This is a genomic window from Streptomyces sp. NP-1717 (genome assembly GCF_022695985.1).
Classification (GTDB): Bacteria; Actinomycetota; Actinomycetes; order Streptomycetales; family Streptomycetaceae; genus Streptomyces.
In genome coordinates this window covers 1-14444 of sequence record NZ_JAAPBF010000185.1, presented here as the reverse complement: position 1 = coordinate 14444, position 14444 = coordinate 1, and the positions used below count along the sequence as shown (strand labels likewise).

The 14444-nt window shown below is 66.3% G+C and carries 19 protein-coding genes; 15 read left to right on the top strand and 4 right to left on the bottom strand.

The features are described from left to right. Positions 1-113 precede the first annotated feature (113 nt). Together GXP76_RS27375 and GXP76_RS27370 are read left to right on the top strand one after the other, a co-directional pair. Positions 114-548, top strand: a complete 435-nt coding sequence (locus tag GXP76_RS27375; RefSeq protein ID WP_242574290.1) for an Hsp20/alpha crystallin family protein — start codon at positions 114-116, stop codon at positions 546-548. A gap of 57 nt (positions 549-605) precedes the next feature. Then, complete coding sequence (locus GXP76_RS27370) at positions 606-1040, top strand: DUF2267 domain-containing protein (protein ID WP_242574289.1); 435 nt, start codon at positions 606-608, stop codon at positions 1038-1040. A gap of 146 nt (positions 1041-1186) precedes the next feature. On the opposite strand, the gene GXP76_RS27365 is transcribed toward GXP76_RS27370, so the two are convergent. Beyond that, positions 1187-1495, bottom strand: a complete 309-nt coding sequence (locus tag GXP76_RS27365; protein WP_242574288.1) for a helix-turn-helix transcriptional regulator — start codon at positions 1493-1495, stop codon at positions 1187-1189. 61 nt (positions 1496-1556) lie between these two features. Here GXP76_RS27365 and GXP76_RS27360 point away from each other — a divergent pair, with 61 nt between their 5' ends. The 3 genes from GXP76_RS27360 (at position 1557) to GXP76_RS27350 (ending at position 4955) form a co-directional block, all read left to right on the top strand. After that, the gene (locus GXP76_RS27360; protein WP_242574287.1) at positions 1557-2546 is read left to right on the top strand and encodes a zinc-binding dehydrogenase; all 990 of its coding nucleotides are present in this window, start codon (positions 1557-1559) and stop codon (positions 2544-2546) included. 669 nt (positions 2547-3215) lie between these two features. Next, positions 3216-3854 (top strand): DUF4433 domain-containing protein, encoded by a 639-nt coding sequence (locus GXP76_RS27355; RefSeq protein ID WP_242574286.1) that lies wholly within the window; start codon positions 3216-3218, stop codon positions 3852-3854. A 39-nt stretch (positions 3855-3893) separates the two neighbouring features. Beyond that, positions 3894-4955, top strand: a complete 1062-nt coding sequence (locus tag GXP76_RS27350) for a macro domain-containing protein (protein WP_242574285.1) — start codon at positions 3894-3896, stop codon at positions 4953-4955. Between the two features lie 15 nt (positions 4956-4970). Here the strand turns inward: GXP76_RS27350 and GXP76_RS27345 are convergent, their stop codons facing one another. Next, positions 4971-5645 carry a DUF4145 domain-containing protein gene (locus GXP76_RS27345; RefSeq protein WP_242574284.1) on the bottom strand — a complete coding sequence of 225 codons (675 nt, stop codon included), beginning with the start codon at positions 5643-5645 and terminating at the stop codon, positions 4971-4973. Positions 5646-6075: 430 nt separating this feature from the next. On the opposite strand from GXP76_RS27345, the gene GXP76_RS27340 reads away from it, so the two are divergent. Together GXP76_RS27340 and GXP76_RS27335 are read left to right on the top strand one after the other, a co-directional pair. Then, entirely contained in the window at positions 6076-6537 is a 462-nt protein-coding gene (locus GXP76_RS27340; RefSeq protein WP_242574283.1) for a GntR family transcriptional regulator, read from the top strand. After that, positions 6534-7106, top strand: a complete 573-nt coding sequence (locus GXP76_RS27335; RefSeq protein ID WP_242574282.1) for an HD domain-containing protein — start codon at positions 6534-6536, stop codon at positions 7104-7106. The genes GXP76_RS27340 and GXP76_RS27335 overlap by 4 nt, the downstream gene beginning before the upstream one ends. On the opposite strand, the gene GXP76_RS27330 is transcribed toward GXP76_RS27335, so the two are convergent. After that, positions 7094-7567 (bottom strand): NUDIX domain-containing protein, encoded by a 474-nt coding sequence (locus GXP76_RS27330; protein ID WP_242574281.1) that lies wholly within the window; start codon positions 7565-7567, stop codon positions 7094-7096. The two genes, GXP76_RS27335 and GXP76_RS27330, sit on opposite strands and share 13 nt — an antisense overlap. Before the next feature lie 2 nt (positions 7568-7569). Beyond that, complete coding sequence (locus tag GXP76_RS27325) at positions 7570-8328, bottom strand: helix-turn-helix domain-containing protein (RefSeq protein WP_242574280.1); 759 nt, start codon at positions 8326-8328, stop codon at positions 7570-7572. A 670-nt stretch (positions 8329-8998) separates the two neighbouring features. Here GXP76_RS27325 and GXP76_RS27320 point away from each other — a divergent pair. The 8 genes from GXP76_RS27320 to GXP76_RS27285 form a co-directional block, all read left to right on the top strand. Beyond that, complete coding sequence (locus tag GXP76_RS27320) at positions 8999-9469, top strand: transcriptional regulator (RefSeq protein WP_242574279.1); 471 nt, start codon at positions 8999-9001, stop codon at positions 9467-9469. Positions 9470-9556: 87 nt separating this feature from the next. After that, complete coding sequence (locus GXP76_RS27315) at positions 9557-9826, top strand: DUF6284 family protein (RefSeq protein WP_242574278.1); 270 nt, start codon at positions 9557-9559, stop codon at positions 9824-9826. Then, the gene (locus tag GXP76_RS27310) at positions 9823-10179 is read left to right on the top strand and encodes a hypothetical protein (RefSeq protein ID WP_242574277.1); all 357 of its coding nucleotides are present in this window, start codon (positions 9823-9825) and stop codon (positions 10177-10179) included. The genes GXP76_RS27315 and GXP76_RS27310 overlap by 4 nt, the downstream gene beginning before the upstream one ends. Further along, complete coding sequence (locus tag GXP76_RS27305) at positions 10176-11039, top strand: protein spdB (RefSeq protein WP_242574276.1); 864 nt, start codon at positions 10176-10178, stop codon at positions 11037-11039. The genes GXP76_RS27310 and GXP76_RS27305 overlap by 4 nt, the downstream gene beginning before the upstream one ends. After that, complete coding sequence (locus GXP76_RS27300; RefSeq protein ID WP_242574275.1) at positions 11039-11428, top strand: RRQRL motif-containing zinc-binding protein; 390 nt, start codon at positions 11039-11041, stop codon at positions 11426-11428. Before GXP76_RS27305 ends, GXP76_RS27300 begins: the two co-directional genes overlap by 1 nt. A gap of 23 nt (positions 11429-11451) precedes the next feature. Beyond that, complete coding sequence (locus GXP76_RS27295; protein WP_242574274.1) at positions 11452-11823, top strand: DUF6251 family protein; 372 nt, start codon at positions 11452-11454, stop codon at positions 11821-11823. Between the two features lie 77 nt (positions 11824-11900). Then, the gene (locus GXP76_RS27290) at positions 11901-12236 is read left to right on the top strand and encodes a hypothetical protein (RefSeq protein ID WP_242574273.1); all 336 of its coding nucleotides are present in this window, start codon (positions 11901-11903) and stop codon (positions 12234-12236) included. A gap of 89 nt (positions 12237-12325) precedes the next feature. Continuing rightward, positions 12326-14444 (top strand): cell division protein FtsK (locus tag GXP76_RS27285; RefSeq protein ID WP_242574272.1); only part of this gene is annotated, 2119 nt, incomplete at its 3' end.

Sequence of the window (14444 nt, the reverse complement as noted above, 5' to 3'; positions counted from 1 at the left end):
AGTGTCACCCTTTCGACGACATCCTAGTTGTCATCGTTTCGATGACATGCTACAACAGTGGCAGCCGCAGCGCATTGGCAGTTTCTGCCCGAACCAACCGGAGGTGTTTCACGATGTTGATGCGCACCGAATCGTTCCGCGAACTCGACCGTCTCTCCCAGCAGCTCATGGGGATGACCGGCACCTGGTCCAAGCCTTCCCCGATGCCGATGGACGCTTACCGGGAAGGCGATGTCTACGTCATCGCCGTGGATCTGCCCGGAGTGTCGGCGGACGCGATCGATATCGACGTCGAACGGAACATGCTGACCGTCCAGGCCGAGCGGCGCCCGGTGACCGACTCCGACGGCGCGCGTATGGATCTCTCCGAGCGGCCTCTGGGGGTGTTCTCCCGGAAGATCATGCTGGCCGACACCCTGGACACGGAACGCATCGTGGCGGAGTACGACGCGGGTGTCCTGACCCTGCGGATCCCGGTCACCGAACGTGCCAAGCCCCGCAAGATCGCTGTGGGCGCGGAGTCGCGGCGCAACGAGCTCCGCTCCTGAGGTTCGCGGATCACCGTCTCCGCCACCAACTCACCGATGAAGAAAGGCATCCGCCCGATGTACCCCCAGGCAGAGGTACCGCCGTCGCCGCCGGTCACGACGTACGACCAGATGCTCGAACAAGTGCGGTACGAAGGCGCGTACCCCACCAGGGAGCGGGCCGAGCGGACGACGCGCATCGTGCTGTCGGCCCTCGGCAGGCAGCTGACCCCTGACGAGCGCGCCGAAGTCGCCGCGAGCCTGCCCGTCGACGCGGCACGCATCCTGATGGCCGAGCCGCCCGCCGCCGAACCCCTCACCGGCTGGGGCTTCGTCAAGGATCTGGCCACGCGTACCGGGGGCACACCCGCCACCACACGCTGGGACGTGGGCACGGTCCTGACCCTGGTCGGGCATCTCGCGGGAGACGATCTCCTCGACCGCCTTCTCGCCCAACTCCCCTCCGGCTACGCCCTTCTGTTCGGGCGCGCCGAACTGGTCCAGGCGGCCTGACCCGCCTGTCGCGAAGCCAAGACGGTGTCCCGCTCGGCGTACCGGGCGGGACACCGCCTTGAACGCCGACAGTTTCCGCGACCTCGCCGCCACCGGACCATGGGCATTCCCGGCCTTCGAGAACACCACCCCGAACGGCATTGGATCTAGAACACCTCGCGCAAGGTCTCCAGGAGGCGGGCGATGTTCGCCTCGTCACGGCGGTAGTAGGTCCACTTGCCCCGCCGGGTGGCGACCACCAGCCCCGCTTGCCGCAGCATCGCGAGGTACTGCGAGGTGGTTGACTGCCCCAGACCTGCGCGCTGCTGGATGTCGGTCACGCAGACACCGATCTCGACGTCGGCGGGCTCCTGGCCGGGGAAACTCATCGGGTCCTTGAGCCACACCAGCATCTGACGGCGGGCCGGGTTGGACAGGGCCCGGAACACAGCCAGCAACTCCGCTTCCGAAAACACGCGGTGATCGTAGCGCACATACATATTCATGATTCGCAATATCACGATGTACGGTGGTGGCATGTCGACTTCGATGCGCGTGGTGGAACTCGTCCGCTTCGGTGACGCGGACACCGCGTTCGCCACCCGAGAACTGCCCAGACCCACTCCCGGACCCGGCCAGTTGCTGGTGCGTGTGGAGGCCACGTCCGTGAACCCGCTCGACCTGCAGACCCGGCGCGGCGACTACCGCGACCAGGTGGCACTGCCCACCGTGATCGGCAACGACGTGTCCGGCGTGGTGGCCGAGACCGGCCCTGGGGCGGGCGACTTCCAGCCGGGCGACGATGTCTGGTACCTGGCGCCGATCTTCGCCGGGCAGGGAACCTACGCCGAGTTCCACGTGGTCGACCAGACCCTGGTCGCCCGCAAGCCCGCACGGTTGACGCATGTCGAGGCAGCCGGTCTCGCGCTCGTGGGCGTGACGGCGTGGGAGGCGCTGGTCGAACGCGCCAGGGTGAGGGTCGGGGAACGGGTCTTGGTGCACGGCGGAGCGGGCGGGGTCGGCTCGGCCGCCGTCCAGCTCGCCGCCGCGCTGGGAGCCGAGGTGGTAACCACCGCGCGGGCAAAGGATCACGAGTTCGTCACCGGGCTGGGAGCCGACCACGCGATCGACTTCTCGGCCGGTGACTACGTGCCGCAGGTCCGCGCCCTGGGCGGGGTGGACGTAGTGCTGGACACAGTGGGCGGGGACACCCTCGCCCGCAGCCCGGAGGTCCTCGCCGACCGAGGCCGCGTGGTGTCCGTCGTGGACATCCCCGAACCTCAGAACCTGCTCGCCGCGTGGGGCGTAAACGCGACGTACCACTTCCTCTTCGCCAGCCCGGGCCGGGCGAAGCTTGAGGCCCTCGGCAGGCTGGTCGACCGGGGCAGACTCCGGCCAGTGATCGGCGCCGTGCTACCGCTGGCCGACATCGCGCAGGCGCACGCCCTGTTGGAAGGTGGCTCTGCCGGCAAGGGTCGCGGACGCCCACGCGGCAAGATCGCCATCGCTGTGCACGCCCTGGACTGAACCACCGCGCGGGACCACGTCTTTGCCGTAAACCTCTTGCCCTCACGTATCTCCCGTCGCGCTGTACTCGAAGCATGGGAAGTCTCCACGCCGCTGGCCGAGTACCCCTAGTTGCTGCGTGCCGCGTGCGTGTCCCTGTGACTGGAGTCCGGGGCGGTCTCGTCCGCTTCTACGCCGGGGTCATCCACGGCAGTCAGAGCAGTTCCAACGCTCAGATCGAGCGTGCTCCCAACGCTGCAGACGACCGAGCCGAGGACCCAGAACCGGCCTGAATCTGGAACACAAATGGACCACTGACGCTGGTCAGGGGTGGGATACGGGCGGGACAGAACGAGACAGACACAAACGGAAGTGGTGTCCCCAATTCGGAGACACCACTTCTGATCTGCGCAAACCCTGACCAGCTGCGGTGGGTGTGGGATTTGAACCCACGGTGACATCGCTGCCACGACGGTTTTCAAGAGCGTCGTCCTTAGCGCGGCCAGTCACCTCTCGACCTGCTGGAACGTCTCGTTCCTCGCACTCACCTTGCCTGCTGGCCCACACATGGCCCATGAACTGGCGCCAATGAGCGGACGTACTCTGACGAACAAGGTCGTAGCGCAGGGCGTTAGTTGACGACGCGACACCTCACAGGCAGTCCCCCCTGTGGTCTACTCACTTCTTGTGATGAACGTTGGCAAACGGCAGCTGTTTCACTTCACGCATGTGCGTCACCTGCCCGACATCCTTACCGAGAAGCAGTTGGTCTCGGACAGTGTGATGCAGGCCAGGGGCGGCGTGCTGATGGAGTGCGGAGACAGGGAGGTCAAAGCCGAACGACGCGCGCGAAGCGTCACTGTCCCCCCGCACGGCTCTCCGGCCGACTACGTTCCTTTCTACTTCGCCCCACGATCGCCCATGCTCTACGTGATCAGCCGAGGCGGCGTACCGACATATACGGATGGACAGGACCCACTCGTCTACCTCGTCACGTCTGTAGACGCCGTTATCGGGTCTGGCCGGCCCCACGTGTTCAGTGACGGCAACTGCGCAAACGAGATCACCCAACACTTCACCGACCTGAGCATGATGCCAAGCGTCGTTGACTGGGAGATCATGGGAGCTCGGTACTGGGCCAACACGGTCGATGACGGAGATCGTATGCGACGACGCATGGCCGAACTTCTAGTCCATGAGCACCTTCCTGTGATCGCGCTACATGAGATCGCGACATACGATCTTGCACACTCTCGACACGTGCGGCGACTACTGAGTGAAGTTGGGGCCGAACTCCCGGTGACTGTCAGACGTGAGTGGTACTACTGACTTAGCGGTAACCAACGAACCCTTCGAGGAAGGAAGACGATGATCACGCACGGCACCGGCAACCTGCTGCTAGCGGATGTCGATGCCCTTGTTAACACGGTCAATACCGTGGGCGTCATGGGCAAGGGCATCGCCTTGCAGTTCAAGCGGGCTTATCCGGAGAACTTCAAGGACTACAAGGCGTCTTGCGATCGAAAGGACGTCGCGGTCGGCCGAATGCACGTACACGAGGTCGGACAAGTGGGTGGGCCGAGGTTCATCGTCAACTTCCCAACGAAACGTCACTGGCGCGAACCGTCTCGGATCGAAGATATTGCGTCGGGACTCGTTGCGCTAAGGGATGAAATTGTTGAGCGAGGGATTAAGTCCATTGCGGTACCGCCGCTTGGATGCGGGAATGGCGGACTGTCCTGGCACGAAGTAGAACCGTTGATTCGTCAAGCTCTGGGAACAATTCCCGGAGTGGAAGTTCGGGTTTGGGAGCCTGCCGGCTCACCCAGCGCAAATTCGATGCCCAATGCAACCGAAGCACCTGCAATGACTCGCGAGCGTGCGGCTTTTCTTGTGGCACTCAGCCGCTACATCCGCAACGGAATTTCGCGCGGACTCGCTTTCGAACCGCGCGTTTCATTGCTTGAAGCACACAAGGTTGTATACTTTCTGCAAAAGTTTAACCTCCCGTTGGGACTCCCTTTCGAAAAAGGCATTTACGGTCCGTACTCACAACCCCTCGATAGGGCCGTCTCCACAATGGAGGGCCACTTCGTCACGGGATTCGGTGACGGCACCAGCGGAGCTCAGGCAATTCTAGAACTGAACAAAGACTCCGTGAATGAAGCTGAGCATCTTCTGCTACAGCATCCGGAGTTCAAAGTGATTGAGGCTAAGTTCCAAAAGCTAACATCTGGATTCGAAGACGCATTCGGAATGGAGCTTCTGAGTACCGTTCTCTTCGCCGCTGAAGAGCTGGTCCCACCTCCTCCGAGCCCTGAAGCTGTGACAGCCTGCATTAGGGGATGGAACCAGCGAAAGCAGCGTCTTTTCAGCGAGGCTCACGTTCGCAAGGCGTGGCAACGTCTATCCGAAGCCGACCTCCTGTAGCGAGGGGGATGTCGACTACTGGTCGGAAGGAGATTCTACCCCTTCCGCCTTTTTACGCTGCAACCTTTTCTGACGCTGCCGCTGCACACGTGCGGGTGACTGAAATACCTCAAGAAGGATCTCGCTCATGAGGATCAGTATCTCCTCGGCCTCTTCTTTTCCAAGAGGCTCTTGCGCTAGATCTCCATGGGCAATTTCGTTACCACCAAACCGAACTTCATGTGCAGCTTCTCTCACGTGTTCACGAATGAAACCCAGTGCGTGAAGCTCGTTGATTTTAGAGGCAATTCCGTTCGAAGTAATACCCTTAAATTTGGCTGTGGCCTCAACAACGGCCCTAGCGAGGGCAACGGCGCCACGGAAAGCACCAACACTTGCGCACTGGTACGCCTCGCTTGCCACGCTGGCGATTAGTTCTGGCACATCCTGAATATCGCGCCCTTCAACATGCTGAGGGAACCAGCTTTCGGACTGGACGTGATAAATGCTGGAGCTTACGTCACGCGCCGGTCCATATCGGCGAACGATGCTCAATCCGTCACAATGATCACAGCGTCGAGCTTCGTGAACTTCCTTATACACCCCACCGCCACTTGAAAGAACACTCTTAACCGTTATTCCATAATCGCCGAACATAGCCATGTTCGCCAATCGGCCGCACCATCCGCAAGTTGCACTCGTTCCTGCCATGACGGAAGCATAGTCGAATCCCGCTGCGGCCTCCCTACGATTTTCCAGAGGTGCGTAACGATCTTGGGAGGGAGCTGTCCTGGCGCAATTGATCTTGGTTCATTTCGTTACCTCTCGAATCCCGCTGGCCGGTGCCACAGGAGGTGGTGCACACCCACGCCATGCGCCATATTGAACCTCTAGGTCGCTCCATCCCAGCCCCGATCGCTTTACGCGGTCTGTTCCTGCTGGTCAGAGAATGAGTCGAGGTCGTTCAGAGCCGTTCATTCCAGTCCACCGGATGTGGGAGTAGACGGTTCTGAGTGGATCCGGACGGAGGTGAATGAGACCCAGATTGAGACCCCGTCTCAGGCAACGGGTGGCTCTCCACATGGGGCCGCAGCCGTGGGACGCTGAGATACGACGGCAGGGGCCGGAAGAGGGAGAACGAGTGTCGCAGCAGGCAAGTCCTCGGGGGACCTTCTTGCAGATCGCAGAAGCGCTGAAGGTGGAGATCGCGAAGGATCCGAGCATGACAGAGCTGCCGAGGCTGGCGGATGTCATGCGCGAGTACGACGTCTCGCGCGGTCTGGCGCTCAGGGCCTTCCACGTATTGCGCAATGAGGGGGTGGCCGAGTCGGTACCGGGCGCCCGTTGGAGGGTTGTCCCAGGCAGCCAGACCGAAGACCGCCGACCGCTGGTCGAGCGCATCGCAGCGTTGGTGGAGCAAGTGGGCGTTGGATCGGACTTTCCGAGTGCGTCAGCGCTGAGCGCGCAGTTTCGCGTATCGCGGCCGACAGTGAGCAAGGCGCTGGACAAGTTGGAAGCCGCTGGCCTGCTGTCCGAGGGTGGGCAGGGCAAGGTGCGGACGGTACGAGCGTTGCCAAGCCGAGAGGAGCGTTCCCAATCTTGAGCACTACTGGACTGGTCGGGTGGGCTTACCCGATCGCTGAATCCTTGCTGGCCGAACCACTGCCGCGCCGTTGGGCCCATTCTCAGGGGGTGGCAGAACGGTCCCGGTCACTGGCCCCGATCCTCGGTGCCGATGCGGACTTGATGGAGGCTGCCGCAGTGCTCCACGACGTCGGGTATTCGCCCGACCTCGCGAAGACTGGCTTTCACCCGCTCGACGGCGCCCGGTACTTGCGCGACGTGGCCCAGGCCGATGGGCGTCTCGTGCGGCTGGTCGCGCACCACTCTTGCGCCTGGATGGAGGCGGAAGCGCGCGGGATGCGCGAGGAGCTTGAAGAGGAGTTCCCCCGAGAGCGCCCGCACCTCGCGGACGCTCTCTGCTACTGCGACATGAACACGACTCCGGACGGGACGCCGACGAACCCCGTGGATCGGGTGAACGAGATCGCCGGCCGCTACGGTCCCGAGAGCCTCATCGGGACGTTCATCCGCCGTGCCGAACCGGAGATCCTCGCCAGCACGGCGCGTGTCCTCGAACGTCTGGCCGCTGTCCAGCGTCAGCCGATGTAAGGGGACGTCCGCCCCTGCTCCATCGCGTGCTCGATGCGGAGCGACATGGTGGGGTGGACGTCGTACGACTCCAGGTCCGCCGGGTCCACCCAGCGGACCTGAGTCGTCTCGTCGCTCGTACGGATCTCGCCGCCGACCGGTCGGGCGCGGAAGCAGATGCTGAACTGCTGCCGTGCCTCGCCGTCGTCGTAGAGCATCACGTGACCGGGGTCAGTGTAGATCCCCGACATCGCGTCGACTTCGGCCTTGATGCCTGTCTCTTCCCACACCTCGCGCACCACGGTGTCGCTGATGGACTCGCCGACGTCGTGCCCGCCGCCGGGCAGTGCCCACCGGCCGTTGTCCGAGCGCTGGATCATCAGTACCTGACCCGCCTCGTTCTGAACGAAAGCGACGACGGACGGTACGACCGAGTTCGCTGGCGGGGCGTCAGGGTCGTGAAGGTAGTCGATACGTCCCATACTCAGGCTCCTGTGATGTCGTGCTCCGTTACCTGGCGACCGCCTGTCCAGGTCTGCTCGATGCTATTCGCGTACGTGTCGAAGAGACCGCCGCCGGGGAGCCGCCGCAGGTGCAGGACGGGCGCCATGTACGCGCCGATGCCGTAGACGTGCGTATTGATCAACATCTCGTCGTCGGCCCGGAAGAGCGAGTTGTAGAGCGTCGCTTCGTGGAGCCGGAAGCCGATGTCAGGGTGAGTCGAGAAGAGCGGCCGGTAGTTCACCAGAGCATTGCGGATCTTCCCATCCATGATGCGGTGCCCCTCGTCTATGCCGCGCTGCTGGACAGCAGCGCAGCCGGGATCCCCGAGCATGAGACGAACCTGCGCGCCTGCCTCCGACTTCATCCGGAGAAGGGCGAGGAACTGCGGATCCTCAGACAGCCACAGTCCGGCGTACACAAGTGCGTCGATCTGGCGCGACGCACGCCCGTACATCTCCCGCCACAAGTCGGCGGGGACCATGTGACGGTGCGGGTAGACCGTGAGGATCTCCGCCCGGCTCAGGTCCGCAGAGGTGTCGACCGCGCGGGCGTCCTCCCACAGCGTCGTGACGTCGACCTTGAGCATGGACGCTGTGGCGTACTGGTGGCGCCGGTACGGGACCTTCCCTTGCGTGATCCAGCGCTCAACCGTCTTCGGGTTGACCTCGATCGCCTCCGCGAGTTGTTGCACGGTCAGTCCCTGAGCTAAGAGCGCTGAGCGCAAGCGTTCATTGGGCATCTCCACCCCCGGTGGGACGTCTTGGGACCTCTTGACGGTAGCCAGATCGACCCAAGGTGTCCATGGAAGGGGTAACCATCGCCCCTGACCTGGGGTGATTCTGATGGTGCGCCAGGAAGTCCCGGCGCGAAAGCCAGAAGTTCCGCCGCCGTACTTGACGGAACTCGATGCAGTACCTGTAATAGAGGTACCGCATCGGTTCGCGGCCTTCGGGCGGCGAACCGATCAACTGGAACAGTCCCGTTGGGGCTGCTTCGGAGTGGAGGGCGGGGACGCTGCAATCCCGCTAAAGGCCAGGTGGAACAGGGTTTCGAACCCGTACTGGCGAGGTGGCCCGGCGACCGCGAGCAACGGCCGGAGAGTGGGGACAAGGTCCCCCTTGCAGTGCTTAACCCCAACCAGGCCGGCCTAGAGGAGCCCCAATGAGCAAGCGACATACCAGGGCCGCCGACCGTGCTTGACCGGCACGGCGGCCACGCCCTCAGCGTCACCGCACAACCAGCCGCACGAAGCAGTTCCGGGGTTCATTCCGGCGCCGGTCGGGCGGCTCATCTGTTCCGCAGCGCGCATGGTCGCGCTGGGGTCGGTTGCCTCCGCTGCTCGTCTCGTACGAGCGGCGTAGAGGGGAGCCGGACCGTCTCCGCATCCTTCATGCGACAGGAGATCCACCATGCTCGCTGCCACGTTCGCCGCCGTATTCGTCGCTCTCTACGTCGGTCACTCCGTGGGTGACCACTGGGTTCAGTCGTCGTGCCAGGCCGCCGACAAGGGAAAGCCCGGATGGGTCGGCCGTCTCGCCGACGCCCGGCACGTCCTGGGGCTGACGCTCACGAAGCTGATCCTGCTTGTGCCGGTCGTCTTACTGCTTGACCTGCGGGTCAGCGCCCTCGGTCTCGTCCTCGGGTTCACGGCCGACGCCGTGACCCACTGGTGGGCCGACCGCCGGACGACGCTCGCCCGGCTGGCCAAGGTCGCTGGCAAGTCCGAGTTCTACAGCCTCGGGACCCCGGCGCACCCGGCGGCCCCCGCCACGGCCGGCGGCGGATACGCCCCGACGCTCGGGACCGGCGCCTACGCGCTGGACCAGTCCTTTCACCACGTGTGGCTGCTGGTCGGCGCGCTGATCATCGCCACCGTCTGACCCACCCCACCCCCAACGGCGCGCGGCCCCGGAGAGGCAACTCCGGGGCCGCCTGAGCCGTGCCACCTGCTAGGGAGAACCCGACTCATGAACCACATCGTCACCGTTCAACAGGCCGTTACCGCCTTCGCCCCGGACATCGAGCCCACCTGCGCGGAACTGGACGCGATCGAGAGGGAGATGCCCGCGATCCTCGCGGACGTCGACCTGCTCGACGCGCAGATCACCGCCATGGACCGGCCGGCCAACGAGCTGGACACCCGCCGCATCCGCCGCGCCCGTCACCGTGCGCTGGTCGCCCGCCGGGAGCTGGCGAACCAAGCCGCCACGGCGAGCGTGCCGGGCGGTGCGGCATGAGCGAGATCCCGACGCTCGACGCGCTGACCGTGCCGCTGCGGGCGCTGCGCCTGCTCGCGGTCGACTTCGGTCACCTGCCGGGCCCAGAGGTCCGCGTGTCGACCATCATTCCCGACGCGCTGTGCCTGGCCTGGCACGAGACCACGATGGGAAGCGGCCAGTCCCTCACCGCATTCGAGCAGTGGCGCGAGGCCCTGGGCATCGAGCCGGACGCCGTCGAGTACCGCACGCAGGCCGGCGGGCTCACGACCGTGCTGCTGGCTTCCGGCACCTACGGCGGCGCCACCGTCGAGCTGACCGCCTACGCCGCCTCCCCGCAGGCTGCGAACAGCCGGACGGGGGTGTCGGCATGAGCGCCAAGAAGACCGCGTTGCCCGCCGTCGCGATGACGGCGGTGTCCATGGTCCTGACCCTGGCCGTGATCATGATGTGGCTGGGCACGGCGATGCCGTGGCCCGTCGCCCTCGTCGTCGGGCTCGGGATCGACGGCGGATGGCTCGCCACCCTCGCCTACGAGCGCCGTCTGGCAGCGCAGGGCGACCACTCCACCCCCGTGACGGCCGTGGGCTGGTCCTTCGGTCTGGTGGCAACCGGTGTCCTGGTGGCGCACGCGCTGACCGGCGAGGAGAACACCGGCGCGTGGCTGGCCGTGGCGTGGCTGCCCGTCGCCGCGAAAGCGCTGTGGCTGGTCCATGGGCTGTGGGAGCGGACCGCGCTCACCACTGAGGCGCTGGACGCGATCCAGGGCATCCAGCAGGAAGCGCGGGACGAAGCGGCCGTGGCCCGTGCCCGTCTGCGGGCGGAAGCGGCCACCGAAGAGACGCGGCTGACGGCCGTGACGCAGGCGGGCGCCCGCGTCGCGAAGGTTCAAGCGCAGACCGCCGAACGGCTCTCCGAAGCGTGGTCGACCCTCGCTGAGGCGCGGGAAGGTGCGGAGACCGGCAGGGCGCTGACCAGCGTGACGACCCCCGTCACGCCCGGCGTCACACCCCGCTGGGAACTCCCCCTCTGGGGGCCCACGGAGCCCGTCTCCCCGCTCGCCCTGGAAGCCGCGTCCGCGCTGTCGGACGACGCGCTGGACGCGCTGGTGGACCGTATCCGTCACAGCGAATCCCCCGCCCTGTCGTACCGGGAGATGGCCGCCCGCTTCCGGGCCGCCGGCCACTCCGCGTCCGAGGTCCGCCTGCGGTCCGCGTGGAAGCGCGTCGCCTGATGTCCGCCCGGTTCCTCGATCCGGACGGACATGTGTACGGGCTCCCGACGTTCCCGTTCCGCATGGCACCGGACGGCTACGCAACACGCCGTCAGCTCCGCACCGCCGGGCTTCGGCCCGGCGGTCAGCCGGTCGCCGCACAACTCCTGTGGTACTCCAACCGCCGCCGGAAGCCGGGGGCTCCGCCCGTGCTGCGCGTCGCCTACCTCTACTGCGTCGACCGGGCCAAACCGGTACGACCGATGACCCCGGCGAAGTGGGCCGCGCTCGCCAAGGCGAACGCCGCTCAGCGTGTCTGCCCCGAGTGCCGGACCGACGCCGGATACCGCATCCCGGCCTCGCTCGGTATGTGCGTTCCGTGCGCCACCCCCGCCCATCAGGCCGCGTGACCTGCTCTTCTAGGAGGACACCCGTGGACTCTCTGCCCACAACGCCCGCACCGCGTACGGTCGTCCAGCTCCCGGACGGCACCCACGCCTACATCGACCCCCACGCCCTGCCTCAGCAGACTGGCCCGCAGGTCGTGCACATCCACCAGGCCGCCCCCGACCGCACCGTGCAGCGGATCGCGCTCGGTTCCGGGATCGGCGCCGGAACCGTCGCGGCCGGCGTGTACTTCGGCCCCCTGCTCGTCGGAGCGCTGACCGCGATCGCCGCGAACCTCGCCATCCTCGCGTTCCTCGCCGTCGCCCTGACCTGGGGCGTCGTCACGATGGTGCGCTCCGTGGGCGGTGAGAACGGCAGGGCCACCGCGAAGAACGTGCGCAAAGCCCGCCGCCGCTGACCTGCCGGTTGCCCGATCCGCCCGCCACGTGCGGGCGGTGAGGGGAGCCGGACAGTCCAGCTCCGGAAGGGCACCTCATGTCGAGTGACACCTACCGCAGCTACACCGCCTCCGAGCGTCGTCAGCGTGGCCGTGCCCTGTTCGGCGGGGCGCGTCAGGCCCTCGCCGACGCGGACACCTCCCGTCACGCGAAGAGGATCGACCGGATCGACGCCGCTGCGGAAGAGCGTGGCGCCCGCGAACTGGCTTCCATGCGACGCCAGTTGGACACGAGCCGGGACGCGGTCGCCGAAGCGAAGACCGCAGTACGGACCGCCGACCGGTCCGGCCGTGACGCCGCGAAGAAGGCCCTGCGGACCGCCGAAGACACGCTCAAGCGCACCGAGCGCGCCGCACGGCGCCTCGGGCTCTGACCAACCCCCGGACGGCCGCCTACCGGCAAAGTCGCCGGCCGTCCGGGGCCCCTGCCGCACCCCTTTCGAGAGAGCAGGAAGTACCCATCATGACCGACCTGATGACGGAGGAACCCCCGATGGGGACCGTTCACCACCTCGACGAGCGCCGCGCCGCCCCCGACGCTCCCGCGGCCGTCGACCCGGCTGATGCTCCGGTGGTGGAGGCGGTTGACCGGGCGGACAACCCGCTGGCCGACTGGCTGACCGTCCCCGACTCCCCGGTGCTGCCGGCGTGGGCCCGGTCGGCTGCGTCGATCAAGGCGAACGTGCAGGCGTTGGCGCGGTTGACCTGGTGGCACACCCGGTTCCACTCCTTCCGCGTCCCGAAGTACCTGTTCAAGACGGTGCTGCTGGCGGCACGCGGGTTCTACCGGGCCACGGTGGGGCTGTGGCCCACCTTGTCGGCGCAGGACCACAGCGCGGCCGTGCGCGCGCTGAAGGCGCAGAGCAAGCTCAAGCCCGAAGACGTCGACCTGGCAGCCCGGTTGCAGGCCGCGCACTTCGAGCGCACCCGGACCCGCCGCTGGCGCTTCGGCGCGGCGGCCGTCGCCGTGACCACGGCCGTTGTCGGTGTCGCGCTCGCCGACCCGCTGGTGCAGGGCGGTATCGCCGCCGCGGTCGTGACGCCGCTGGCCTACCTCGGGCGCGGCAAGGAAACCCGCCTCCTTGACCAGGGCGCACCGCCGCTGAAGGTCGACATGTCCGCAGCTCAGCTCAACGACGCGCTGCGGGCCGCCGGCCTCCTCAAAAGCGGCAGCGGCAAGGACGAGAAGGACCTTCCGCGTGTGTCGTGCTCGATGGGCCCGGTCCGTGACGGCCGCGGCTGGGCAGTGATCTTCGACATGCCCCGCGGTGGCGGCAAGACCGCTTCCGACGTGCTGGCCAAGCGGGAAGTCATCGCCCAGGAACTCGGGGTGGACGAGATTCAGGTCATCATGTCCCGCGTCCGCGCGGCGAAGGGCGGCAACGCCGGCCGCGTCAGCATGTGGGTGGCGGACGATGACCCCTACCTGGCCGACCCGGTCCCCTCGCCGCTCGCGACGATGGACCGGTTCTCGATCTGGGACGCGGTCCCGTTCGGCGCGGACGCCCGCGGCAACCGCGTCAGCGTGCCGGTGATCTGGCAGTCCATGTTCTTCGGCGGACTCCCGCGCCGGGGCAAGACGTTCACGCAGCGCCTGATGACCGCGGCCGGTCTGCTGGACCCGTGGGTGCGGCACTACGTGGCCGACTTCAAGGGCGGTCAGGACTGGATGGGCATGCGCCACGTCGCCCACCGGCTCGTCCTGGGTGCCGAGGAAGACGCGATCGAGGCGTTCAAGAACATGCTGACCGAGCTTCTGTCGGAGATGGAACGGCGGTTCGCCCTGTTCCGGGGCCTGCCAACCTCGATCTGCCCCGAGGGCAAGCTCACGCCGCAGATCATCGAGAAGTACAAGATGCCATTCATCTTCCTCACCGTCGATGAGCTGCAAGAGGCGTTCCTCGCTATGGACGACAAGGACCGTGAAGCCGTCGTGGACGACCTCGGCCGCCTCGCGCGCCGCGGTCCGGCCGCCGGGTTCATCTCCAACTACGCCTCACAGCGCCCCGACGCCAAGAGCGTGCCGACGAAGCTCCGGGAGATCATCACCATCCGGTGCTGCACCCAGGTCACCGACAAGACGTCGTCGGACATGGTGCTCGGGTCGGGCAAGGCCGCCATGGGCGCCGATGCGTCGCTGCTGTCTGAGGAGCACAAGGGCGTCACGGTGCTGGTCACCGGGCCCGCGTCGTACGCCACGGTGAAGAACGACCTGCTCACCACGGCGGAGTTCAACACCCTCGCCCTGAAGGGCCGTGCGCTGCGCGAGGCCGTGGGGCAGATCAGCGGGGACGCGGCCGGGGATGTCACGGCAGGCGCCGGGCGGGCCGGAGTCGTGATCGCTCCTGTCCTGTCCGACGTGCTGGATGTGATGCGGCACTCGGACCGTATCCACTCCGTCGACCTGCTGGCCCGTCTCGTCAACGCCGATGAGGACCGGTACGGGGACTGGGACCTGGACAAGCTCGCCGCCGAACTCGACGCGGCCGGAGTCAAGCGCACCACCAAGCAGATCAACATCAAGGGCAAGAACCTCGCCGGCTACCGCAGGGCCGACCTCGAAGCCGCGGTGCCCGAGGAAC